This is a genomic window from Flavobacterium plurextorum (assembly GCF_002217395.1).
Taxonomy (GTDB): domain Bacteria; phylum Bacteroidota; class Bacteroidia; order Flavobacteriales; family Flavobacteriaceae; genus Flavobacterium; species Flavobacterium plurextorum.
The window spans coordinates 70,420-95,321 of record NZ_MUHD01000029.1 but is presented as its reverse complement, the minus strand read 5'-3'; the positions used below and the strand labels follow the sequence as shown (position 1 = coordinate 95,321).

Annotated in this window: 26 protein-coding genes and 1 tRNA gene; 1 reads left to right on the top strand and 26 read right to left on the bottom strand. The window is 31.9% G+C overall.

Features of this window, described 5'->3' with window-relative positions; translation table 11 throughout:
• Nucleotides 1-348: 348 nt before the first annotated feature.
• The 4 genes from B0A81_RS15855 to B0A81_RS15840 form a co-directional block, all read right to left on the bottom strand.
• The gene (locus tag B0A81_RS15855; protein WP_089053613.1) at nt 349-957 is read right to left on the bottom strand and encodes a superoxide dismutase; all 609 of its coding nucleotides are present in this window, start codon (nt 955-957) and stop codon (nt 349-351) included.
• Between the two features lie 141 nt (nt 958-1,098).
• Nucleotides 1,099-1,776 carry an aminoacyl-tRNA hydrolase gene (gene pth / locus B0A81_RS15850; protein WP_089058924.1) on the bottom strand — a complete coding sequence of 226 codons (678 nt, stop codon included), beginning with the start codon at nt 1,774-1,776 and terminating at the stop codon, nt 1,099-1,101.
• Between the two features lie 490 nt (nt 1,777-2,266).
• Entirely contained in the window at nt 2,267-2,878 is a 612-nt protein-coding gene (locus B0A81_RS15845; RefSeq protein WP_089058923.1) for a 50S ribosomal protein L25/general stress protein Ctc, read from the bottom strand.
• A 120-nt stretch (nt 2,879-2,998) separates the two neighbouring features.
• Entirely contained in the window at nt 2,999-3,940 is a 942-nt protein-coding gene (locus B0A81_RS15840) for a ribose-phosphate pyrophosphokinase (protein WP_089058922.1), read from the bottom strand.
• A 291-nt stretch (nt 3,941-4,231) separates the two neighbouring features.
• Here B0A81_RS15840 and B0A81_RS15835 point away from each other — a divergent pair.
• Nucleotides 4,232-4,311 (top strand) — tRNA-Leu (locus B0A81_RS15835).
• Between the two features lie 127 nt (nt 4,312-4,438).
• Here B0A81_RS15835 and B0A81_RS15830 read toward each other — a convergent pair.
• The 22 genes from B0A81_RS15830 to B0A81_RS15725 form a co-directional block, all read right to left on the bottom strand.
• On the bottom strand, nt 4,439-5,008 hold the full coding sequence (locus tag B0A81_RS15830) for a YkgJ family cysteine cluster protein (RefSeq protein ID WP_123922196.1): 570 nt from the start codon (nt 5,006-5,008) through the stop codon (nt 4,439-4,441).
• An 88-nt stretch (nt 5,009-5,096) separates the two neighbouring features.
• The gene (locus B0A81_RS15825) at nt 5,097-6,065 is read right to left on the bottom strand and encodes a hypothetical protein (RefSeq protein WP_089058920.1); all 969 of its coding nucleotides are present in this window, start codon (nt 6,063-6,065) and stop codon (nt 5,097-5,099) included.
• A gap of 205 nt (nt 6,066-6,270) precedes the next feature.
• Complete coding sequence (locus tag B0A81_RS15820) at nt 6,271-6,741, bottom strand: hypothetical protein (RefSeq protein ID WP_123922195.1); 471 nt, start codon at nt 6,739-6,741, stop codon at nt 6,271-6,273.
• Nucleotides 6,742-6,948: 207 nt separating this feature from the next.
• Nucleotides 6,949-7,362, bottom strand: coding sequence for a hypothetical protein (locus B0A81_RS15815; protein ID WP_089058918.1), 414 nt, complete (start codon nt 7,360-7,362; stop codon nt 6,949-6,951).
• Nucleotides 7,363-7,445: 83 nt separating this feature from the next.
• On the bottom strand, nt 7,446-7,646 hold the full coding sequence (locus B0A81_RS15810; RefSeq protein ID WP_089058917.1) for a hypothetical protein: 201 nt from the start codon (nt 7,644-7,646) through the stop codon (nt 7,446-7,448).
• 156 nt (nt 7,647-7,802) lie between these two features.
• Nucleotides 7,803-8,264, bottom strand: a complete 462-nt coding sequence (locus tag B0A81_RS15805; protein WP_123922194.1) for a hypothetical protein — start codon at nt 8,262-8,264, stop codon at nt 7,803-7,805.
• 70 nt (nt 8,265-8,334) lie between these two features.
• Entirely contained in the window at nt 8,335-8,874 is a 540-nt protein-coding gene (locus tag B0A81_RS15800; RefSeq protein ID WP_089058915.1) for a conjugal transfer protein TraO, read from the bottom strand.
• Nucleotides 8,875-8,914: 40 nt separating this feature from the next.
• The gene (locus B0A81_RS15795) at nt 8,915-10,837 is read right to left on the bottom strand and encodes a type IV secretory system conjugative DNA transfer family protein (RefSeq protein ID WP_089058914.1); all 1,923 of its coding nucleotides are present in this window, start codon (nt 10,835-10,837) and stop codon (nt 8,915-8,917) included.
• A 1-nt stretch (nt 10,838) separates the two neighbouring features.
• The gene (locus B0A81_RS15790) at nt 10,839-11,171 is read right to left on the bottom strand and encodes a hypothetical protein (RefSeq protein ID WP_165768080.1); all 333 of its coding nucleotides are present in this window, start codon (nt 11,169-11,171) and stop codon (nt 10,839-10,841) included.
• On the bottom strand, nt 11,168-12,202 hold the full coding sequence (locus tag B0A81_RS15785) for a relaxase/mobilization nuclease domain-containing protein (protein WP_165768079.1): 1,035 nt from the start codon (nt 12,200-12,202) through the stop codon (nt 11,168-11,170). Before B0A81_RS15785 ends, B0A81_RS15790 begins: the two co-directional genes overlap by 4 nt.
• A gap of 46 nt (nt 12,203-12,248) precedes the next feature.
• Nucleotides 12,249-12,566, bottom strand: a complete 318-nt coding sequence (locus B0A81_RS15780; protein WP_123922193.1) for a plasmid mobilization protein — start codon at nt 12,564-12,566, stop codon at nt 12,249-12,251.
• Between the two features lie 152 nt (nt 12,567-12,718).
• A complete protein-coding gene (locus tag B0A81_RS15775; protein WP_089058911.1) occupies nt 12,719-12,970 on the bottom strand; it encodes a hypothetical protein in 252 nt (83 codons plus the stop codon).
• A 5-nt stretch (nt 12,971-12,975) separates the two neighbouring features.
• Nucleotides 12,976-13,839, bottom strand: coding sequence for a toprim domain-containing protein (locus B0A81_RS15770; RefSeq protein ID WP_089058968.1), 864 nt, complete (start codon nt 13,837-13,839; stop codon nt 12,976-12,978).
• Nucleotides 13,840-14,172: 333 nt separating this feature from the next.
• A complete protein-coding gene (locus tag B0A81_RS15765; protein ID WP_089058910.1) occupies nt 14,173-15,333 on the bottom strand; it encodes a VapE domain-containing protein in 1,161 nt (386 codons plus the stop codon).
• A 348-nt stretch (nt 15,334-15,681) separates the two neighbouring features.
• Nucleotides 15,682-15,963 carry a helix-turn-helix domain-containing protein gene (locus tag B0A81_RS15760; protein WP_089058909.1) on the bottom strand — a complete coding sequence of 94 codons (282 nt, stop codon included), beginning with the start codon at nt 15,961-15,963 and terminating at the stop codon, nt 15,682-15,684.
• Between the two features lie 167 nt (nt 15,964-16,130).
• Nucleotides 16,131-17,108 carry a hypothetical protein gene (locus B0A81_RS15755; protein ID WP_123922192.1) on the bottom strand — a complete coding sequence of 326 codons (978 nt, stop codon included), beginning with the start codon at nt 17,106-17,108 and terminating at the stop codon, nt 16,131-16,133.
• Complete coding sequence (locus B0A81_RS15750; RefSeq protein WP_089058907.1) at nt 17,098-18,330, bottom strand: site-specific integrase; 1,233 nt, start codon at nt 18,328-18,330, stop codon at nt 17,098-17,100. Before B0A81_RS15750 ends, B0A81_RS15755 begins: the two co-directional genes overlap by 11 nt.
• 302 nt (nt 18,331-18,632) lie before the next feature.
• Nucleotides 18,633-19,100, bottom strand: coding sequence for an OsmC family protein (locus tag B0A81_RS15745; protein WP_089058906.1), 468 nt, complete (start codon nt 19,098-19,100; stop codon nt 18,633-18,635).
• Between the two features lie 332 nt (nt 19,101-19,432).
• Nucleotides 19,433-20,611 (bottom strand): aldose epimerase family protein, encoded by a 1,179-nt coding sequence (locus tag B0A81_RS15740; RefSeq protein ID WP_089058905.1) that lies wholly within the window; start codon nt 20,609-20,611, stop codon nt 19,433-19,435.
• A gap of 106 nt (nt 20,612-20,717) precedes the next feature.
• Nucleotides 20,718-22,226 carry an L-arabinose isomerase gene (gene araA / locus B0A81_RS15735; protein ID WP_089058904.1) on the bottom strand — a complete coding sequence of 503 codons (1,509 nt, stop codon included), beginning with the start codon at nt 22,224-22,226 and terminating at the stop codon, nt 20,718-20,720.
• A gap of 164 nt (nt 22,227-22,390) precedes the next feature.
• Nucleotides 22,391-23,092 carry an L-ribulose-5-phosphate 4-epimerase gene (locus B0A81_RS15730; protein ID WP_089058903.1) on the bottom strand — a complete coding sequence of 234 codons (702 nt, stop codon included), beginning with the start codon at nt 23,090-23,092 and terminating at the stop codon, nt 22,391-22,393.
• Nucleotides 23,076-24,767 carry a ribulokinase gene (locus B0A81_RS15725; protein ID WP_089058902.1) on the bottom strand — a complete coding sequence of 564 codons (1,692 nt, stop codon included), beginning with the start codon at nt 24,765-24,767 and terminating at the stop codon, nt 23,076-23,078. The genes B0A81_RS15730 and B0A81_RS15725 overlap by 17 nt, the downstream gene beginning before the upstream one ends.
• Between the last annotated feature and the right edge of the window lie 135 nt (nt 24,768-24,902).

The following is a 24,902-nucleotide window of genomic DNA, read 5'->3' as shown; positions in this document are numbered from 1 at the left end:
TAGATTTGGGGCAAAAAAGGCGGAAGAAATTCTGCCTTTTTTATTGCAGTAAAATCAAATACCTCAACACACTCCTCTTATTCCACTTTGTCGGATATATTTACCATTCAACTAGAAAGTTTTTTTCGCAAGAATAGCCGCCATACATTTACTGAACCATAACATTAGTAGGTTAAGTTTATGGTAGATTTGGGGCAAAAAAGGCGGAAGAGATTCCGCCTTTTTTATTTTCCTTTTTTTAGAAGACACAATAAAGACTCTGGATAAAGACATAAAATATAGAAACAAAAAAAAGACGGATAACTTTAAGTCATCCGTCTTTTTTCTTTACTCTTATTCTATTTTAGATTATTTGTCTAAAGCAAATCTTCTAGCAACTTCTGTCCAGTTGATTACATTAAAGAAAGCCTCAATATAATCTGGTCTTCTGTTTTGGTAGTTTAAATAGTAAGCGTGCTCCCAAACGTCCATTCCTAAAATTGGAGTTCCACCGCAACCTACTTCTGGCATTAATGGATTATCTTGGTTTGGAGTTCCACAAACGTCTAATTTACCACCTTTGTGTACACATAACCAAGCCCATCCTGAACCAAATTGTGTTGCACCAGCTTTAGCAAACTTCGCTTTAAACTCTTCAAAAGTTCCAAAAGAAGCTTCGATAGCAGCTAATAAATCACCTGTTGGCAATCCGCCTCCATTTGGAGCCATTACTGTCCAGAATAAATTGTGGTTGTAAAAACCTCCACCATTGTTACGAACTGCTGCGTTAGTTTTATCTAGGTTAATTAAGATATTTTCGATTGTTTTTCCTTCTAAATCTGTTCCTGCGATAGCAGCATTAAGATTTGTAGTGTATGCATTATGATGTTTTGAATGGTGAATTTCCATTGTACGTGCATCAATATGTGGTTCTAATGCATCATATGCATAAGGTAATTGTGGTAATTCAAAAGCCATGGTATTATGATTTTTATGGTTTATAAATAATTTATTCCAAATTTAGACATTTAACTTTGGAATTGAAAATAGTATTTCGTTATAATTCAATTTAATTAATTGATAAATTGATTTTTCATCAAGTCAAACACCTGATAATCTTTATTTTCCATTAAAGGTTGTCATCGTATTCTCAAGACCGGCTGTACCAAAAGATTTTATAATTTCTGATGCAACTTCTAAACGTTCTGTCAATTTTGCTTTTTCTTCTTCATCCCATTCCCCCAAAACATAATCAACCTGCTGTCCTTTTTTAAACTGATCACTGATTCCAAATCTAAAGCGGGTATATTGCTGTGTATTCAAAACAAGATTGATGTTTTTAAGTCCATTATGACCTCCGTCACTTCCTTTAGGCTTGATTCGGATAGTCCCGAATGACAGATTTAAATCGTCTGTAATGACTAGAATGTTTTCTAATGGTATATTTTCTTTATCCATCCAATATTTCACTGCTTTTCCGCTCAAATTCATGTATGTATTTGGCTTAAGAAGCAAAAATGTTCTTCCTTTAAATTTGTATTCTGCCAACGCTCCAAGTTTAACAGTTTCAAATGAAAGGCCTTCTTTTTTGGCTAAAAAGTCCAATACTTTAAATCCGATATTATGTCTTGTGTTTACGTATTCGGCTCCGATATTTCCTAAACCTACAATTAAATATTTTTTACTCACGTTTTTTAGATTGTTTTTTTGGTGTTCGTGAACCTCCGGTTTCATATTATCTTCTGTGTTCTCTTCTTTTGGTGTTGATGAAAACAGTTTTGTCATCCATTTTATCATGATGCAAAAGTAAGATTAATTAGAGAATGTGGCAATTGGTTAATTAGATAATTATTTACTGGTCGTGGTTTAACCGTAAAGTTCGCAAAGGTTTTACGCTAAGAATTGCACACGGATGACAAGGATTTAAATGGATTTACGCGGATTTTTTCTACCAAGCTTTCCTAAGTAAGTACAGGGATTATAAATACAAAACTTCTTGCCAGCCCTGACAGGAGCGGTATCCTTTTTCTTGCTTCTTTAGCAAGGAAAAGATATAGCGGATGGCAGGAACGTCACGTCTTGAAAAAACGGAGAGTTTCTGCTTCTAAAAAAACTGATTACAAAAAAGGCTTCGACTTCGCTCAGCGTGACATAACTAATATTTGTCAGACTGAACGGAGTCGAAGCCTTCTCCCAAAAACCTTAGTATCTCAGCATCTTAGAAACTTAGATGCTAAAAAAAAGCCCCAATCGTAAGATTGAGGCTTTTGTATTGATTTGAAAAAAATTATTTTTTCTTTCCTTTTGCAGGAGCTTTTGCAGCTTTTGCAGCTTCTTGAGCAGCTTTCATAGCAGCACGAGAAATTCTTACTTGAGCAACAACTGTGTTCTCTGGGTGCATAATTTTGTATTCTGGAGCACCAACTTTAGTAACATATAATTTGTTACCCATTTCAAGTGGAGTGATATCAGCTTCAACAAAATCAGGAAGATTTGCTGGTAAAGCTTTAACTTTTAATTTACGTTGGTTTAAACGTAAAACACCACCTGCAAGAACACCTTTAGATGTACCAACAATTTTTACTGGAACTTCCATAGTGATTTCTTTCTCATCAAATAATTGAAAGAAGTCAATGTGTAAAATTTTGTCAGATACAGGGTGAACCTGAATGTCTTGTAAAATTGCATTGAATGATTTTCCTTTTCCAAGTTCGATCACAACTGTGTGAGCGTTTGGAGTGTAAACCAAGTTTTTGAATGCTGTAACGTCTGCTGAGAAGTGTACTGCCTGATTTCCTCCGTATAAAACGCAAGGAACCTGTCCAGCATTACGTAAGGCTTTAGTTGACACTTTGCCCACGCTTTCTCTTTCTGATCCTTTAATTGTAATCGATTTCATTGTAAAAAAATATAGTTATTAATAAATATTCTATTTGCTGTAAGCTTTAAGCAATAGGCTTAAGGCTTATTTTGTAATCGTGAAATAGCTTATGGCTTAAAGCCTAAAGCGTATAGCTTTTTACATTATAAATTTTCCACTAATGGAATTGTTGTGGTGCACCATGTGCATAACTTCTGCAAAAAGCGGTGCACAACTCACTACTTTTATTTTCTTTGATTTTTTCTTTAACGGAATTGAATCTGTAACGATTAATTCTGTCAATTTTGAATTTTCAATTTTCTCATACGCACTGCCAGATAATATAGCGTGTGTACAAATTGCTCTAACGCTTAACGCTCCTTTTTCGATCATTAGGTCTGCAGCTTTTGCTAAAGTTCCACCTGTATCGATCATGTCGTCTACTAATATTACGTTACGACCTTTTACCTCACCAATCAATTCCATAGTGTCGATAACGTTGGCTGCTTTTCTTTGTTTGTAACAGATTACTACATCTGATTCTAAAAACTTAGAGTAAGCATATGCTCTTTTTGAACCTCCCATATCTGGAGATGCAATGGTTAGATTTTCTAATTTTAAACTTTCTACATACGGTAAAAAGATTGTAGATGCGAATAAATGATCTACTGGTTTTTCGAAAAATCCTTGGATCTGATCTGCATGCAAATCCATTGTCATTACTCTTGTCGCTCCTGCAGCATCTAATAAATTAGCTACTAACTTAGCTCCAATTGGAACTCTTGGTTTATCTTTTCTATCTTGTCTTGCCCAACCAAAATAAGGCATAACAGCTGTAATGTGTCTTGCTGATGCGCGTTTTGCAGCATCAATCATTAATAACAATTCCATCAAATTATCAGCAGTTGGAAATGTTGAGCACACGATAAAAACGCGTAATCCTCTAATTGACTCTTCGTAAGACGGCTGAAATTCTCCATCACTGTACGTTGACATCGTTACTTTTCCTAACGGAATTCCGTATTGTTCTGCAATTTTTTCTGCAAGATAAACACTTTGTGAACAAGCAAAAATTTTAGCTTCTGGTTCTAGGTGCGACATTATAATTTGTTGTTTTTGCTCCGCTGCGCTCTGTACAATTTGGCTTTATCATTTTTGGTAAAGCAAAACCTGCATAAATGCCTCGGGTGTAGTTAGTTGTGTGTGCGTCGTTTTAACGAGGTGCAAATTTATAAAATTTATTGGACACTGAAAGGAAAAATTTAAGTATTTTTAGTAGTTGGTTTAAATTTATTTTTTACATTTGCACCGTGTTAAAGGAATGACGCCATTTATGACTTCATTCTATTGCGTTAAAACAATTGATTTATTAGTTGTTTTTTCGTCTGCTAAGCCCGGATGGCGGAATTGGTAGACGCGCTGGTCTCAAACACCTGTGGGAAACCGTGCCGGTTCGACTCCGGCTCCGGGTACTTAAAACCTCTGAAATCAATTGATTTTCAGAGGTTTTTACTTTTTAGGGTGGTCGGAAAGGTGGCTAAATTCTAAACCACTTATCCTTAATTTTAGCAAATCAATATAAAAAATACTAGCAGAGGGTTAATTCATATATAATTTTTTAATTGGCTTTAATTCCATTTCAGGCATTAATGCTTCTGCTATTAAATATGCCAAAGGAATTATATAGGTTTTCTTTTTTGATAAAACATATTGCAATAGACTTCCTCTCACATTTATTGCAAGAGGGGCTGAATCCCTATAAGGCTCGGCTTCGCATATTTCTGGATTTTTTTCTACAACATGGATTCTACATGCCAATGGTCTTCCCTCGTATATACTACACTTATTTTCTATTAACAAAGGACATTTACATTTTGAAGTGTTAGCAATGTCTTGAAAATGGTTAATTAAATCATGTTCATCTAAAATTTTATTATTGGGAGTGTTTTTATTAAAAAAAATGAAATACTCTTTTAAGTTTTCTTTTATTTTCTCTTTTGTTATTTCATCAATTTTATTGACTAAGAAATCTTTGATTGCATCAATTTCAATATCTATTACTTCAATTGTCTGATAACAACAAAATGCACAACCAATTTTACAACAATTTTTTTGTTGCAATATAAATCGGTCAATTCCAGTCTTAACATCTTCGTACATATCTTTCATAATACACTTGTTAGCCCCTCTCTTGGGATTATTTATCTTGTACCTACAAATTCCAAAAAACAATCAGAACTATTTTTTAGGCACTTAGCTATATGTTTTCAAAAAAATTTAGATCAGTTTTTAGCTCAGGACTATGATCGAATACATTTTGTGAAAATAGAAATTTATATTCGGCAATCTTTATTTGCGGTATTTTATCAAAAAGCGATTTAGACATTGTCCAAAATTCTAATCGCAAAGTCAATAAATCACTAATTTCTTTAAAAATTTCTTCTCGATTAGCTGTTTTCATTATTTCGATAAAATTACTGGTCCAATTACAAGGGTAGTCTTTATGAAACCCGATTATTACATAATTTTCATTTTCTTTCGGAAATAAATTGATGAATGAGGTTGGAACAATTTTATTTTCATTTCTCCATTTTTCATAATCGTTATCTTTTGGAATTTCAAGATTTCCAATATTTAGAGGAACTGAAACACATAGATCTATTTTAGGAATTTTTATAGTTTCAAAAATAAATTGATCATAATTGGAGGAAATTATGCATTTTTCTAATTCAGTTTTAAAAAAAGTTAAATTGCTTATACCATCAATAAAGCCATCAGACAGTGAAGTAATCAACGACAAATATTGATAAGGAAAATGTGGTTTTAAATCAATAATCCATTCATTTGCAATCTCTTTTCGCCTAATCTCTTGGCATAATCCACGATAACAAAACAATGCTTGTTGAGCTTTATTTTGAAAATCAATTTCATTTTCATTTTCGATTGATTTAAATACTTCCGAATCATGGTCACTACAAAATCCCTTAAAAGTATAAACATCATTTATACCAACTAATTTGAAATCTGAAATCCCTTTTTCTTGCATTTCAAATGGATTTGCTGAGACCAATTGTATTAAATGATTGTTTTCAGAAATTTCTCGAAGAATTCCATTTTTTTGCAATACGTGGGATTTGATTGCTTGATTAGAACAATTATCAAACATGCATTTGCGTAATTTTTTCTCCGCTTTTTTTTTGACTTCTAAAAGTATTTTTTGCATCATCTATTTTTAACTTGTGCATAAATTATTTATACGAACCATAAAACAGTATAATATTATACCCTACAAGCTTCGTGTCATAAATTTACTAATTCATTCAAGCTAATATAATAAATATCTTGGTTTCAAATAATTAATTTCAGACAAGTTAGAGAATATCTATTTTATTCTACGAGTGTAAATGTGCATTTTTAAGGATAATTCTATTTTATAATTCATTTAGAAAATCTTTAGCTGGAGTCGTTTTTAAATTTCCATTTTTAAAGAATTTCATTTCTTCCAACCCTGTTTTAATATTATCTAAAATGTTATCATTCTCAACTAAGTTAACATTTAGCGCTTTTAGAACCCTTTCAACCGTTAAATAATCTTTACTCTCAAAATCTTTAATCAATAAACCTAATTCATCATCTTCGAGTATGTCTGATTCTGCATGAAATATCTCCATATACTTTAGAAAAGAAGCCACATCGAACTGAAACTCAAAAGTTGTTTCGATAAACTCCTTCCCCTTTTCATTATAAAAATCTTTCATTTCCTGATATGAATTTAAAAAATCCTCTACAGCTTCTTTTACAGTTTTACCAGTTCCGTGTATACCGTAATTCAAGGTACTATTTTCAATATACACGCTATAAGTTCCGTCATTACCTATTTCAATAAACGCTTTTGTTTTCATAAAACTTGTTTTCATAATTCTTAATTGGCCAGCTGTAAACACTTTTTGTGTTTTCACGTTATTTTGTGTTTCTGCAGCTTGTTCCTGGTTCTCGTTTTAACGTTATTTTGCCTTCCTGAAGAAAAGATCCGGAATAGCTTTTCACGTTATTTATTCACGCAAACCATTTTCGCAATCATTAGAACTGACTATGAGATGCAAAAAATATCAATCTACTAATTTCTCTAAAATAATTTCTTTTCTATACGCATTAAAAGAGATTGAAAAAAAATCATTAAATTTTGTCATAAGTTTTTGCCTGCTATCTTCATCTTGATTTTGAGCATAGTAATTATAAAAACTCACTAATTCTTTGAACGAATTAATTTCGGAATTATACCCATACAATTGAATTAGTTTATTAATTTCAGATAATATAGGTCTAACATCATGCTTTATAGCAGATTGATTAGTAAACTCCCATAACTCTAATATTTTCTGAAATAATTCGAATCTATATTCAAGCCTCTTTTCCAATCGTTTTGATTTCAAAGCTATTTTTGGGGAAAATAGTAGGCTAACAATTGAAATTATAAAGCCTATTCCTCCTAATACTAATGCTATAATATTTGAATCATCCATAGATCTGTAAAATTGTGATTTTTTTTAGGTTAATGTTGTAAATATAAATTATAGTAATTATTTATACAGTATATTTTAAATAATCATCTTTTAAGAATATGATTTAATACTTCTTCGGAAGTAAATGTTTTCGCTATTCCATTTTTCACAGCATCAATACGATTTTGTATCTTTTCTTTATATTCAGAAACAGTTAAAGGAGTTCCCCTTGTAGTATATCCAACGATTTTTTCATCTTCTTTTGAGGTTAAAAAACTAGTACTGTTTTTTAAATCTTTATTCATTATAATAATTGATATAAGTAATCAGAATTTTATTTTTTTAATCTTACGAGTGCAAATGTGCATTCACTTTTGGCAATCTTGTATGGTGCAAAAACTCAATATGCCTTTTCAATTAAAAGAGTTTAATTGAAAAAGCATATTTATTAATTATCCTGTTTATTCAGATTCAAGATAGTACGTTACTATTCTGTTAGTATAACGTTCGTCGTAGAAACTAAATTTAAGTGTTTGTCTTCCGTCCTTGTAGCTGACAAAAACGTCTGTAAGTTCTAAAAACTCACTTTCCTTTTGTCCTTTGTGAAATATTTCCATAGAAATAGTTTTTTTTGCCTTGTCATAGATGTAATTAAAATAATCGTCAGAAGGCTCTAAGGCATTGCTACAAATATCAGAACCATCAGCCCAAATTCCTTTATTACCATTATTAAACGAAAAAGTATCATCAAAACGACAATAGCCACGGTCTTTTTCTTTACTCATATCTGTATTAGCAACTCCATCGTTGTCTAAATCAACAGGTAAATCTGTTATAATTGATTTAATTTTGTAAGAGCCTGCTAGTTTTGGCTCTAAAACATCTACTTCTTTGGTGCAAGCCATTAAAGAAAATATTATCATTAATATTCCGATTTTTCTAATATTTTTTTTCATCTTTATTATATATAATTATATTGTTTACTTAATCTATTTAATTGGTATAATATCTTAATCCAATTCCTGCAAACGGAACAAATTTTCCTAGATCTGAATTAGCATGATAATACTCGTTTACTTTTATGAAAAGCGTTGTTCTATCATTAATAAGGTAGTCAAAGTCTAATCCCATATAAGCCCCGTAAATGAATTTTGATTCGTCCAAAATCAAACTTCCATTGCTTAAATTTAAATCTTTGTTACCGTTCACTATTTCGTAGCCAAGTACTACACCGCTCCCGAAGACAACCCCAAATTTTCTGTTTTGAGTAAGATACAAGGGAACAGAATACCCCAAATTAAGCGTAATGTCGTTGTAACCTATTTTATCTTCTCCGACTTTGTATTTAGCATCGGTTGCAAGAATAGAAGCCGAAATTGAGTTTCTATCGTTGATGAAATAATTATGACTAAGCATAACACCGTAACCATCCTGTGTTGCCCCAATGCTAACACCAAAAGCATTTTTGTAGGTCTGAGAATATCCTACAGCACTTATTAATAGTGCTCCTAATAACAATTTCGTTCTTTTCATTTTTCTGATTGTTTTTAATTTATAATTGATTTAAAAATTTTTAACTTGAAATTATTTCTTTGCATTCTGCAATGATTTTAAAGTAATTCTCTTGCATTATGCTTTCGCTTATTGGGATTTTCTGATTGATATATTTCCCTTTTATCTCGTCTCTTAAAAATTGAGTTTTTAAAAATTCTCTCGGGCTTCCTTCAGCTATAATACCGTAGAACTCTCCTTGCGCTAAATTGACTATGTCGCTAATTTTTACACGATTTCGTTCTTGTATATTTTCGCTAGTACCTGAACTGGTATTACTCCCCAAATGGACGAATTTGCCACTGGTGCCATCGCCTGAACTTTTTGATGTAAATACTTCATCTTTTTTACTAAAAATATTTTGAACTGCTTCCGCTGTTTTATAATTGGTAGTCCTACCAAAGAACTGATTCCCTAGGTTTGAAATAACAACTTGAGCTTTTCCTTCGCCGTATTTATCTGCTAATTGAGCATAATCTTGGACTCCAAATATTGTAGAGATTTTATTGCTCCTTGCTGTAGCAGGAATTTGTTCAATATTTGGAATGAAAATTGTTGGAGCCTCGTCTAATAACACAACTGATTTTTGCTGATTTGGTTGATTCATTTGCCTAAGTGCTACAGAAATAATAAGCGAGATTGCAGGAGTGTAGACGGTAGGTAATGTACTGTCATTCCCAATACATAGAAATTGAGGGTTCTTGGGGTTATTTAAATGCAAATCAATATCGTTGCTTGACAGAATCCAAAAAACATCAGGAGCATTAAGAATAGATAAAGCATTTTGAAGGGTTGCTAGCATTCCTGCAATTGTACGGTCTGCATTTCTATCAATAGATTCCTGCAATGCAGCTAACATACCTTTTGCTTCGGGGTCTTCCGATATCTTCTGAACTAAAACATCAAATGAAGTTTGTACTATAAATGATATCACATGTGGTAGCGTACATATATCGGGATGCTTTTGTCTTAACCACCAAATGACAGATACTAAAATATTCTTGGCACTACCAAGCCAAAAATCCATTTTCTTAATTGATTCAGGCAAAAGATTGTTGATAATAACCTGACTATACTCATTTGCGATCGCAATTTTGGTTAAATATTTTGGATGTATGGGATTCACTCTGTCACTTAATAAAGGGTGCTTAAAATCGATATTTTTGACTTTTATTGAAGTGTTTTCATAACTTAAGAAAATTTTTTCGGTGAGTTCGGGACTTTTAAAATCATACAATACTCCTGTAAAGCCTTTTTCTCCAATCTGCTGAATGACAGGTTCAAAAATACTAGCTGATTTTCCTGAACCTGCTCCACCCTGAATATAGATTCCCCTGTACGGATTATCTAAGTTTATTTCACCTTTATTTGTTTTGAAAGTGAAGCCGTCATCTTTTTTGGACTTTTCTTTAACCTTATTAAATTTTTCGGTTTGAGATGTTTTCTTTAGGTTTTTAAATTTTAATAGATAAATCGCATAAAAAACAGGAGTTATACAGATTAGTGCCCCAGAATCTCCAATAAGTGTGCTCAATAATTTTCCTGACATTGCAATCAAAAAAATGATTAAAATATTGTTGATTATAGTACTGATAATCACTCTTGGAAATCGCTTTTGTTTGGCATGATAAAATGAAACATAAACTATCGAGGGAATACATAAAATCACTCCAAAATTTGCCCAATATGGCATCTTACTAGCTACAAATTTTGAAAACAGATACAAGAAGTTATTATATCCATTTGCAAAGTAATTTGGCTTTAATTCCTTTAATTGAAAATTATAAGAATCAGTCCACAAATTAGTTATAGAGAACCCAAATAAATGGGTTTCCAAAAGTATTACACTTGACACTACAGAAATAAGAAAAATTGCTTTTAAAATTTTACCAATAATACCTACAAGTGTGTTTACTTCCCCGATGCTAAACCCGTGATCTGCCATGTTATATCGTTTTAAATATTAATATTAATAGAATTGAAAACAGTAAGATTATTGTCAAAATCAGTAAAATGTATGTTCCTAATCTTTGTTTTTTGTTTTCGTTATCTTGATTATGCTGTAACTCTTGAATTTGATTTTTTTGAGCTGTAAATAGCTGATTCCAGTGCGATATAATTTCTTCAAGACGCTCAGTTCTTGGCTGTATTTCAATTTTTTCCGCTTTGTCCATACAGATAGAAAACTCCTGTACTAAACTTGATTGCTCCGAAACTAATTTTTCTAGTTTTTTAGTTTCATCAGCGATGATTTCCGCAACTATTTCTATGTTTTTCATCTATCTAATTCTAATTTTAAATTATTGTTTGGTTTTTCTATTAGAGAGTCTTCAAGTTTTTGAAGGTTTTTTGCGTATTCAATGTCTTTTGAAATTGAGTCTAAACGTTCTTCTTCAGTATTTTTCATCTCGACCTTTATCAGTGGATTCTGTACATCTTTTATATATTTAAATTCCTCTTTAGTAATTTTCTGTTTTCCTAATACTTGAGCAACTGATTTAGTTCCATTCCTACTGAATTGACTTATTTCTTTTTTAATTTCTTTCGGAATTGTGTTGACTAAGTTTTTATTGGAATGGCTTTTTGATATCTTGTTTCCTTGTACACGTTTCAGGGTAGTATCGAGATTGTGATTTAAGTCGTTTTTTAAGCCACTTTTTATCAAATTGCTAGCTGACATAGAACGGTGTATTTCACTAGCTTTAAAATCATTTTTTGTTTCCTTGTCTAAAATCCTAAAACCTTGAATCTGCCCTTGTTTATTTATGGTTGGTTTTACTTCTAATCCTTTTAAATCCATTTGATTAATCCAATTTTGAAAGCTTTGAGGGTTTTGCTTTAAAACTTCCTGATGCTTTTTATAGATTTCCACTTTGATTTCTTTTAGCTCATTTCTGTTTTTTTCAATGTTTTGAAACATCCTGTCCCTTGCTGAAATCAATCCTTTTTCTTTCGCTATTTCATTAGCTTTTTGAGAAGTCTTTTTCCCGATAAAGGAGTCTTTATAGGCATTGCCTTTGTTGTCAATTCGGTTTACATATATATGTAAATGGTTGTGGTCTCTATCTTTATGAACGTAGGCAATATGCTGGTGCTCTTTTAAATTCATTTTTTCAAGATAACTTTCGGTGATTTGCTTAAAATCTTCGTTTGTTAATTTTCTTCCGTCTTCAGGCTCTGGACTTAGTACAACTGAGATAGTATTTAGTCTCGTATTAGAATTTAGATTTTGATATATCTTAAACTCATTTTCAATTTCTAATCCAGTACTACCAATTACATTGTGCCTAGTGATTTCTTCGGCATTCAATTTGTCTTTTCCATAGTCAATTGCATTTGATGTGTGTCCGATGCTTTTAGCTTTGCCTACCATCACTAAAAATTTTTAAAACTGAATCAGTTTGTTTAACTGTTTTCATTACCTCAGAGGCAAACAAAGAATCTTTATCTTTTAGAAGGTTATTAATTTTGACAAAACCATTTCGTATGTAATGTAGATTTTCAAAAGCTTTTAATTCTTCCTCCGTAAAAACAGATTTATTTTTACGTTCTAAGGCTACCATTCTGCAAAAACTAGCAGTATTCATTTTTCGATTTTTTGCTTTTTTTTCAATGATTTTCTTCTCAATGGTTGTAGTTCTGAACATTATAATTTTTGTTCTTGCTTGACTCATAATCATGATTTTAATTGTTGTGTTTTTCATTTGCGACCATCGGGAGAAAATGCAAGATATGTTTGTAGCGATAGCGGAAAACACATCTTGAAATTCTAAACTTTGCGTATATCACTATGTGCATATAAATTCGGTCAAATCTTGGAATTAGATTATTTTCCTTTTGGAAAACCTCTTCGTTTTAGTTCATTTTTTAAAGCTCCAATGAAATATCCAGCGGGGTTTTCAATTGCTTTTTCATCGACAGTACATTGCACATCAATAATAAATTTTAAAAAGTCATCCCTCATTACATCATTAGCAAATCGAATCAATTTCTCATTGTTTTTGAGCCCCTCATTCGTGAAGTTTAAATTCTCAACCAATAAAGTTTGGATGTAAATATTTATGTTCGCTAGTTCCATTTTTTCTAATATTTGATTTCTAATTCATATATTGAAAACCACTCATTCAGGTCTTTGTATCCTTTATATTTTCCTCTACAATCAATTGAATTTGGAAAAGCTTCTTTGATAATTTCTGTGTATTTATTTCCTGTAGTGTCATTATCTAAATACAATTCAATTGTTTGGTAGTTTTCCAAAACTGATAAGTTTTTAGTTATCAATGCGACAGAATTTAAAATGAGATAATCCGATTGCTCCAGCTTTTTATTAACTCTGATTTGACTAAAGGAGAGGTAATCAAAAAAGCCTTCATGCACTCTTAATATTTGAGATTGGTTTGGAATTATAGTAACATCTTTTTTACCTAAACAGATTTTCGCATACTTTGAGCGAATTTCAAAACCACCACTTCTGTTTTCAAATCCTATCGCAAAATATTTCTTGTGGTTGATGGTATAATGAACCTCTTTTAAATTGTTCTCTGTTTGAAACTTGGTAATGCCTCTGCTTTTTAAATATTGAATTAATGCCAAATGCTTAATTGGGATTGTTTTTTCGATATTATTCTCATTGTTTTGCTCTTTAGTTGGAGTCTCAAAAACTTGCTTTTGAAAAGAAAAAAATGAATCAAACTTTTCTAAATAACACAAAGCTTCAGTAACATTAAATCCGAATTTTTCAATTACAAAGTCAATTACATTACCTCCTTTTTGTTCGCCGTGGTCAAACCATCGATTAATCTTTCTATTTAGTTTAAAAGAAGCTGTTTTCTCAATCCTAAACGGACTTAGATACCAAGATTCATTTTCATTAGATTTTGTCGGCTCACAGCCTAAATTTTGAAGAACTTTTTCTATTAATATTTCTTTTGCTTGTATCGTATTCATGGCTGTAATTTTATGAGTTAAACTGATATTGATTAGTTTTTTTCTTTTCAAAAGCTAAAAGGCTAACCTGTTTTTTACGTTTTCTTCTTACCTACTTACCTAAACCAGTATTAACAAGGGCAGTAAGATGATTTGAGCTTTTTTTATGATCTTACCTATCTTACCCAATAACCTCATAAATAACTGATTATTATTGCATTATCATTTTAGGTAACTTAGGTAACTTTAGGTAAGATTAAACTTTATTAAGTTACCTAGAGAATGCTTGTGTTTATAAGGTTTTAATGAATTTTAGGTAACTAGGTAAGATATAAAGAGTCTTTTCTGTTGGTTTTAATTCATTGGAAATAGAGGTAAGGGTATAACCATATAGCCATAAATCTGTCTTCCTCTGTCTTTAACTCTTTCAAAGCCTAATCCTGTCATAGCTTTGCCTATATTAATATGATTGAGTTTAGGGTATTTAATTGATAAATAATGCAACACATCACTTGAGGTCATAAACTGAGCTTCCTTTGGATCTTCGGGTATTTTGAAATACTTACTTATAATTTCGTGTTCTGCGGATAACGTTTTATATTTAGAATTTCGTTTCTCGTTATCTTCAATGTCTTTTTTTGACAATTCGCAATTAAAATCTGTTTTCAACAGAGCATAAGCTTGCGCCCAAACTTTATTGATGTCAATATCTTTACTATATGCAAAATTTATTTGTTCTGTGAGTTCAAAGCATAACCAACGCACGCTTCCAGATTCGTCGTTTAAGAAAGTAGCTTGATTGGTGCTCCCAATGAATGAACATATTCTTGATAAAATGGTGTTTTTGCGATCATAGGGTAATCGTTCATTAATAACTGTTTTTGTGAAATAGGCTTTTAGATGGTTAATTTCTTGTTTTGATAAAACAGCTAGCTCATCTAAGTTTATTAGAAAGTTCTTTGCTAATAGAATTCGAGCATCTTTATCGTTTGAAATATCTTCTGCTATATAATTTTTTAAGGCGGGTGGGCAGATAAATCTACAAAACGATGTTTTTCCACTGCTTTGTGCTTTTTGTACTATTACAAAAGCTTGTTTGTTAAAATATTCTTCATCAAACACACATTTTACACAACGGACCAACCATTTTATAAAATGATATTCAAATTGTTTTTGATCATTGGTAGTTAGATAGCTACATAATTTTTGAATGTGTGGTTGTTTATCCCATTCAGGCAAAGTCAAAAAATATTCTTTGATAGGGTTGAATTTTGCCACATAATCACTTCGTAGAAGTGCTAAAAGATTAGAAATAGATATTTTTATACCTGCCTTTTGTAACTCTATGTACAAGGAGTTTTCGTTTACAGATTTAAATTCTTTATCTTTTTTAGATTTATACTCAACATCTAATGCGATTTCATTATATCTAAACTCATATCTTTTGAAGTAATTTTCAGTCATTTCGAAAATGTTCGATACAAAATCACCATCTTCTTCTTTTTTATTTTCCATTTAACTATACTGATATGGAAAACTTTGCATAAATTTGCATCGTCTTCAATTAGAAAAATTATCATAGACGTAAAAAGCTTTTAGCGAGGTGTTTTTACGTCTTTTTTCTTTTACTAGTTTTCTTTTAAATTGTTCGTTATGGCTTTTTAATAAAGGATAATAACAATGCTGTTTAAGATTGCAAATGCTGGCACTAAGGGAAAAGGCTTATATTCATAGTTAAACAAGAAGAAAATTTGAACTATTGCAAGTGAAAGAAATACGCTTACAAGTACTAACAATTTGATTGTTTTAGTTTCCATAAAAAATGATTTTAGATTAAAAATGAGGTAACAGGTAAACAAAACCTTACTTGTGATTATGTTTTTTGCCATATTCTAGAAGCTCTTTCTCAGAATAGAAATATCTTCCGTTATAATTGTAGTGTGGTAAATCTTTCTCTTTTCTCCAGGTAATAATAGTCGGAAGGGAAATATTTAAAAATTTGCAAGCTTCTTTTTGGGAAATTAGGTCTTCTTTCTGAGACTCATTTGAAGATTTTGAAAGTTGAAGATTCTGTACTTTACTAAGGATTATTTCTACAACTTTTTCTAAATCTTGTTTACTGTGGGAATACAATAGTACCGACATAGCTTTACTTATTTTTAGTTAGTATTAATGATTTTATTAACACTGTAAAATTCCAAATAAGAAAAGGCTTAAATTTTAAAATCTTTAAAATTTAAGCCTAATCAATTAAAAATAAGTAAGTTATATTGTAGTTTTTAAGTTTTAGAAAACTCTTTTTAATTTAAATTTTAGTAATTTTCAATGGTTTTTAGTTCTCCTAATTCGGGAAGAGTTTTGTTTATTATTCTTGCAATGTCTTTTCGCTCACATCTAAGTGCTTTCCTATTAGCAATTAGAATATTTTTGAATAATTTTATATGAAGATTGAAAAAAGATTTATTTATTATTTCACGATGTTTTAAGCTTTTACCCGCTGAATTTTTAAAATTCTGGCTTACAAAAGCTCTAATGTCATTTTTTTCATCATTACTTAATTTGATATTTTTAACACCAAATCCTTCAAAAATCTTATTAATCAATTTTCCTTCATTAAAATTTCCTGTCAAACTAATTTTTTGAGCGTTTATAACAGTATGTTTTTTAATTAGTTCTTTAACAACAAGCTCAGGAGATTTTGATTTTCTAGCAGTTTCAAACATTCTGCTTCGGATCAAATAAAACAACTCATTTGCTGACATACTTTTTTTATTCCATCCATAAAGACAAACAAATTCTTCTTTATCCAATCGAAACAGAGCTTCTTCTAGATTATTGGTAATCATTTTTTCAACATTATATAGATTCGTTATACGATATCCACTCTTCTTAATTTCATTAATAATTACGCATTCCCATTCGAACTGGTCAAATAAAAACGGAGAAATTCCTAGTAGTGAAGGGTTGTCGAAGATCGTTGTTTTTCTATTATTTAAATAACTTGAAAAGGAATGCAGTCCAAAACAATATTTTATCTTATTAATAAGGTTTATTCTTAATTCAGAGAAGATATTTTCAATCTCTTTTAAAATATCATTTTTTATATTTTTGGTTAAATCCTGTTTATCGATATTCTCTAACATTTTTATTTCTTCTATTGAATAATGAAAAAATCTATCTATTAGATTGTATTTTCTGCCATCACGAACAATATTTTCAAATTCAATCAATATTTTAGGATATTTTTCTTTCAATCCTAATTCATTTTCATTGTTTTTACTATTTCTCATAATTGTTCCATTTGTCCATTTGTTCATCAGTGTACTCTTCTGTAATCTTCATATATTTATCTAAAACAGCATCTTTTTTAATATTCGCAATCTTTTTAATTGCTTTCGGTTCCATGCCAAGTAATAAAGAATTTGTGATAAAGGTTTTTCGGGCTGTATGACTAGTAATTAATTGATATTTAGGTAATGTATTCTGAATTTTCTTTGTTCCTATGAATCCTGTTATTGTTGTCGGTTTATTAATTCCAACTATCTGACAACATTCTTTAATGTAATCATTAAATTTTTGCATTGATATAGAGGGCAATGGTTCATAGATTGTTCCTTGATATTTATCTAATATCTCTTTAGAAAACTTATTCAGTCTTATAATGTGGTTTTGAGTTTTTGTTTTTTGAATTGAGATATTAATATGAGTTTCCGTAATATTTGCTTGATGTAACTGTGACAAATCGGAAAATCGAAGTCCAGTAAAACAACCCATACAATAAAAGTCTTTAGTGTGGTTTAGTCTTGAATTTTCGAAGTCATAATTATACAACTGCATTAATTCATCATGCGTAAGATAAATAATATCAACATCATGCTCTATTCCTTTAAACTTCTCAAATTCTCTAAGATTGTTGTAACCTTTGTCTGTACACCACTTTAAAAAGGACTTTAAAACGGCTATTATCTTTGCGAAATAGTTATTCTTAATCTTCTTCTCGAAAAAAGAATATTTCATTAATTCTTCATAAAAAATATTATCAATTTTATTAAATGAAATTTTGAACCCTGTTTCATTCTGAAAAGATTGTAAATAACCTTTTATTGTTTTCTGCGCTTTTATTGTGTTATAGGCTTTGGATAATGAACCCGACAATAAATATTCACCAAAACATTCAAAAAAATCAAATTCAGAGTTTATTTTGGTTTCTTTGGATTCATACTGCTCCAAGAATTTTTCTTTTGAGAAAGGTATCTTATTTGCCCTGAAAAAGAAAAAAACATCATTTACTTTCGATTCAATTCTTTGTAATTCATCATTAATGAATTGATAATTATTATTTTCTTCCTTTTTTAGATTAGGTTTTATTCTTGAGCCTGTCCAATAGATTTCTTTGGTACTAACACCTACATTCTTTCTTATTCTAATTCCTTCAGCTCTAACAACAAACTGAATTGGGATTAGTCCATTTGATGTTATTTTCTCTTTCCTTAGTTCAAAAATCACTTTCATTCTAGCTAAAACGGATTAAATTATAATAAAGGGTGGCTAAAAAGGTGGTTTATTTTGATTTTAAAAGTTGAAAAAACTAAGAAAAAAATCCTTTCCGCACTATATCTATCTCAAATATAGCAATAAAAAGAACACTAAAGACAGGTGAAAATAACTAAAGTATTAACGGACTCCGGCTCCGGGTACGTAAAACCTCTTCAGCAATGAAGAGGTTTTTTTATGGTATTTTTTAAACCATATAAGTCATATAAGAAAATATTACTTCACGTTTAAAGCTCTGTATTTAAATAAACTTACATCACTTATATGGTGAAAACCTCACAACTCGCATCATGCAAAACAGGAAAATTGCACGAATTTGCTATAAAACACAATTGGTTTGCTTTAAAATGCAACTCTAAAGCCAATTCAATTTGACTTGGATTTGAGATTTTTACTTTTGGCTTTAAACAAACCTCAACAAAACGTCCTCTTCCATCTGTAGAAACTTCAAGCGTTGCTTCGGCGTTGTCTACATACTCGAGAACTTCTATTCCGTTTTGAGAACAAACATATAAGTACGACATCATGTGACAGGAAACCAAACTGCTTAACAATAAATCTTCAGGATTATATAATGCGGGATCTCCTTTGAATGCTTTTGCTGCAGAAACATCCAAAACTGGCTTGCCTTCAATTTTAATTTGATGACTTCTGCTGTAAGTTTTTGAAGTTGGATTTTCTTCTTTTTTTGAAGTCCAGTTTAATTCTGCCTTAAATAAATGTTTCATTTTGCTTTTTATTGCTAAGTTAAGTTTTTTCTTTTTCGAATCAATTAATCTCGCAATCCCAATAGTTTATCGGGAACGAAGTCACAAAGTTTCATCCACAATCTTATCATTTCGATCCCGAAGCCTCGGGAGAGAAATCTTCATAAGAAGCTCCGCAAAGGAATTCTCAAATCTTTGGCGAGTTACTCGCGGAGATTTCTCTCCCGAGGCTTCGGGATCGAAATGACAAAAATGAGCAAATTCTTTGTTTCTACTAGTACTTTCATAAAAAAACCTCGAAAGCAATACTTTCGAGGTTTTTAGAGAACTGAACTAATTAACAAATTCCAAAACTATTTCTTTACTGAAAATTTAAAAGTAGTTTTAGTTTTATAATTTTCTCCCGGGTTTAAAACCGTTGTTGGGAAATTTTTCTGATTTGGAGAATCTGGATAATGCTCTGTTTCCAGACATAATCCCGTTCTGTGTCCGTATGTTTTTCCGTCGCGTGTTGGCAAAGTTCCGTCAAGGAAATTCCCTGAGTAAAACTGAATTCCAGGCTCATCAGTTGTCATTTCTAAAACTCTTCCGCTTGCTGCGTGATATACTTTTGCAATAATTGTTTTTCCTTTTTCAGGATTATTCAATACCCAACAGTGATCGTAACCTTTTCCTCTTTCTAATTGTTCGTTTTTAGCTTCGATGTCTTTACCAACCAATTTTGGTGTTCTAAAATCAAAAGGTGTATTAGCAACATCTTCCAATTTTCCTGTTGGAATTAAAGTCGCATCAACTGGAACAATTTTATCCGCATTTAATGTCAATTCGTGATCTAAGATTGTTTTAGAAAAATCTGCAGATAAATTGAAATACGAATGCTGCGTTAAGTTTACAACCGTTTTCTTATCAGTTGCTGCTTCATACAAAACTTCTAATTGATTATCATTTGTCAATGTATAAGTCACAAAAACTTGTAAATTTCCTGGATAACCTTCTTCCATATCTTTACTTAAATATGATAATTTTAAAGAAGCTGTTTCTCCAGATTTAACCTCATCTGCCTTCCAAACCACTTTAAAAAAACCATTCGGTCCTCCGTGCAAAGCATTTGGCGCATTATTTATAGCTAATTGATACTCTTTTCCATCCAAAGAAAATTTTCCTTTCGCAATTCGGTTTCCATATCTTCCAATTAAAGCTCCAAAAAACGGATTCTCTTTTTCGTACTGTGCCAAAGAATTAAATCCAATTACAACATTTTCAGAAACACCTTCTTTATTAGGAACTTTCAAATCAGTAATAATACCACCAAAAGTGATGATATCTACTTCCATTCCGTTTTGGTTTTTCAACTTATAACTGTCGATTTTTTCCCCTTTTGCAGTTGTTCCGTAAGATGATTTTTCAATCGTTACTGCTGCTTTTTGATCTGAAACTGTAGCATCCATTTTTTTATCGCTTTTGCATTGAACTGAAACTAAAGCCAGACTTAACAGGCCGATTCCAAAAACACAACGTTTTAATACATTCATAAATATTTTTTTTAATTGTAAAAGTGAAATGTAAGATATGAAAAAATCAAAAACAACAAAATTAAAACCTCTGAACCTTTGCCTCTTTGAACCTTTGTACCTTTAATTAAAGTCCATGTTGAAACAAATGAAAATAAGCTTCATTCGCATTAATCTTATCTTTAAACTCCCTAACAGTCGTTTTTTCATCAATAACCAATAATTCGATTCCTGCGATATCCGCAAAATCTTCCATATATTCAGTTGTTATCGATTGGCTGTAAACAGTGTGATGAGCTCCACCTGCTAAAATCCAAGCAGTTGCTGCAATATCAAGGTTTGGTTTACAATCCCATAAAACTCTGGCAACTGGTAATTTTGGCAATTCAGCTAATGGTTTAATCGCTTCCACTTCGTTAACAATTAAACGGAAACGCGTTCCCATATCAACCAAAGAAACATTGATTGCATCTCCGGCAGGAGAATTAAATACTAAACGAGCTGGATCTTCTTTTCCGCCAATTCCTAAAGGATGTACTTCACAAGAAGGCTTTCCGTCGGCAATAGAAGGACAAATTTCTAACATATGTGATCCTAAAACATATGATTTTTGTGGTGTGAAGTGGTACGTATAATCTTCCATGAAAGAAGTTCCTCCTTCAAGACCAATATTCATAACTTTTAAAGCTCTTACCATTGCAGCCGTTTTCCAATCTCCTTCACCTCCAAAACCATAACCGTCGGCCATTAATCTTTGTGTTGCAATTCCTGGTAATTGTTTCCAAGCTCCAAGATTTTCAAACGTATCTGTAAAAGCGCCAAATCCTCCTTCTTCAAGGAAAGCTCTCAAACCTAATTCGATTTTTGCTGCTTCAACCAAAGAACTTCTTTGTGCTCCGCCCTCTTTTAAAGAATCAGTCAAAGCATATGATTGTTCGTAAACCGCTAATAAATCAGCTAATTCTTTCTCTGTTATTTTTTCGATATGTTTTGTCACATCTGAAGAATCGTATCCGTTTACCGACATTCCGAAACGAATCTGAGCTTCTACTTTATCACCATCTGTAACGGCAACTTCACGCATATTGTCTCCAATACGAGCTACTTTTAGATTTTGAAGTTCATCCCATCCAAGAACGACTCTTGACCAAATTCCTATTTTTTTATGAACTCTTTCATCTTCCCAATGCCCAACTACAACTTTACGCTTTTTACGTAATCTAGACATAATGAAACCAAATTCACGATCTCCGTGAGCCGATTGGTTCAAGTTCATGAAATCCATATCGATGCTTCCCCACGGAATTTCAGCATTGTATTGTGTATGTAAATGACACAATGGCTTTTTCAAAATACTCAAACCGCCAATCCACATTTTAGCTGGAGAGAAAGTGTGCATCCAAGCAATAATTCCGATACAGTTTTTCTCTGAATTCGCCGCCAAACAAACATCTAATATTTGAGATGGTGATTTTACCACATCTTTGTAAACCACTTTTACAGGAATTGAAGACGAAGCATCTAATCCTTTTGCAATGATTTGCGAATGTTCTGCTACTTTTCTTAATGTTTCTTCACCGTATAATTCCTGGCTTCCTACTACAAACCAAACCTCCTTTTGAGAAATGTCTATCATTTTGTTATTTATTTTGTTTCAAGTTTTCTTTGTTTCAAGTTTCATGTTCTTAAAATGCCGAAAACTTTTGTTATTTATTATTTGTTTCAAGTTTCAGGCTTCAGGTTTCAAGTTACGTTCCAACAACCTGAAACAAAGAAAACCTGAAACCTGAAACAAAATTTCTATTGTCCGTAATACGAATCTTTTCCGTGCTTACGATTGTAATGTTTCTTTATTAATGAATCTTTTAATCTTGGTGCATTTGGGTTTATTTGCAAAGTCAGGTACGCCATTTCGGCTACAACTTCCAGAACTTTACTGTTATAAACTGCTTTTGCTGCATTTTTTCCCCAAGCGAATGGACCGTGATTTCCAATCAAAACCATTTCTACTTCTTCGTATGAAAGATTTTTTTCTTTGAAACAATCCAAAATCTGAATTCCGGTATTGTGTTCGTAGTTTCCTTCAATAAGCGAATCAGCCATTGGCGGAGCGCACGGAATATCTGCTGTTAAGTGATCTGCATGTGTTGTTCCGAAAATTGGAATATCTCGCTGCGATTGTGCCCAAGCCACAGAATACGTTGCGTGTGTATGCGCAACTCCTCCAATATTTGGCCAATTTTTATACAAGTAAGCATGCGTTTTGGTGTCTGATGACGGACGCATGGTTCCTTCGATAACATTATTGTCAAAATCAACAATTACGATATCTTCGGGTTTTAAATCTTCGTAGGGAACGCCGCTCGGTTTAATGGCAAAAACACCATTTTCTCGATCAACAGCACTCACATTTCCAAAAGTATAGACAACCAAATTCAATGCATTTAATTGCATATTGGCTTCGTAACATTCCTGTTTTAAATCTTTATATTGAGAACTCATTTTCTTTGATTTTAATAGATGGATCTTCAAAAGCACTTAATTGATCGTAAGCAATAAGTAATTTGTTATACGCAGCCACTTTATCTAATTGAGGGAAATATTCTCCATCAAAATCGCTTCCTATTTTTTGGCTTGCTTCGATTACATTTGGATAAATTCCTGCTGCAACAGCTGCGTAAATCGCCGCTCCTAAAGCCGGAGTTTGGTCTGAAGCTGCAATTTTAATTGGCTTGTTTAAAACGTTTGCCAAAGTCTGCATAATAAAAGGAGATTTACGAGCCACACCGCCAATTCCGATTACGCTGTCTATTTTCACACCTTCTTCTTCAAAACGATCTACAATTTTCTTGGCTCCAAAACAAATTGCGTTTACTAAAGCTTTGAAAATATGTGGTGCTTTTGTTCCTAAAGAAAGGTTTGAAATCGCACTTTTTACTTCTTGGTTTGCATCTGGAGTTCTGCGTCCGTTAATCCAGTCCAAAGCGATTGGAAGACTTTCTGAAACTGGAATTTTTTCCGCTTCTTTCGTTAATTCTACAATTAATTTATCGCTGAATTCTTCTCTTAATTGTTCTTTTTGAGCATCATTTAAAACAGTTGAAGCTGTTAATAAATGTTCTGTCGGCCACATTAATAATTCCTTGTACCAAGCCAATAAATCTCCAAAAGCAGATTGTCCTGCTTCAAGACCAATAAATCCTGGAATTACAGAACCATCTACTTGTCCGCAAATTCCGCGAACAGTTTTTGTTCCAACTTCATCATAAGAACCAACTAGAATATCACAAGTTGAAGTTCCCATTACACGAACTAAAGTATTCTCGCCAATTTTAGCACCAACAGCTCCAGAATGTGCATCAAAAGTTCCAACGGCTACAACTGTATCTGTTGAAAGTCCTAAACGATCTGCCCATTCTTTGCTTAAATTTCCTGCTGATAAATCTGATGTATAGGTTTCATCGTATAAATTACCGCGAAGCTGCGCTAAATACGGATGTAATTTTTCCAAGAATTCAACTGGCGGAAGTCCGTTCCAGTCTGTATGCCACATGGCTTTGTGACCCGCAGCGCAACGGCTTCTTTTGAATGTTTTTAAATCTTTATTTTCGATTAATAAATACGTCATTAAATCGCAGTGTTCCATCCAAGTGTATGCTGCATTTCGAACCGCTTCATCTTGTCTTGCAATGTGAAGAATTTTTGCCCAGAACCACTCTGATGAATAAATTCCACCCACATATTTTGTAACATCCTCTCCGCCCCAGCTTACTGCCAGTTCATTGATTTCGTTTGCTTCATTTATCGAAGTATGATCTTTCCATAAAACCATCATAGCATTTGGATTTTCTTCAAAACCTTTTGTTAATGCTAATGGAGTTCCGTCTTTTGTAACTGGAACTGGAGAAGATCCTGTTGTATCAATACAAATTCCTTTCACTAATGAAGGATCAACTTTACTTTCTTTTATAACAGTTTGAATCGTGATTTCTAATCCTTCGATGTGATCTAAAGGATGCTGACGAAATTGATTTATAGAGGCGTCGCAATACTGCTTATTTTTCCATCTTTTGTAATGAGAAACATTCGATGCTAGTTCCTGCCCATTTTCAGCATCTATAAGCACCGCTCGAACAGAATCTGTTCCATAGTCTAATCCTATTACGTAATTTTTCATTCGAAATTTATTTTTAATGGTGACAAATATACTTATAAATATTTATAAGTGTACAAAAAACACTTAATAAAAAAGATACAGTCTTTTTTTACGGATATTGCACTAAAACAGTTCTTTAGAAGAAAAAGACAAAAT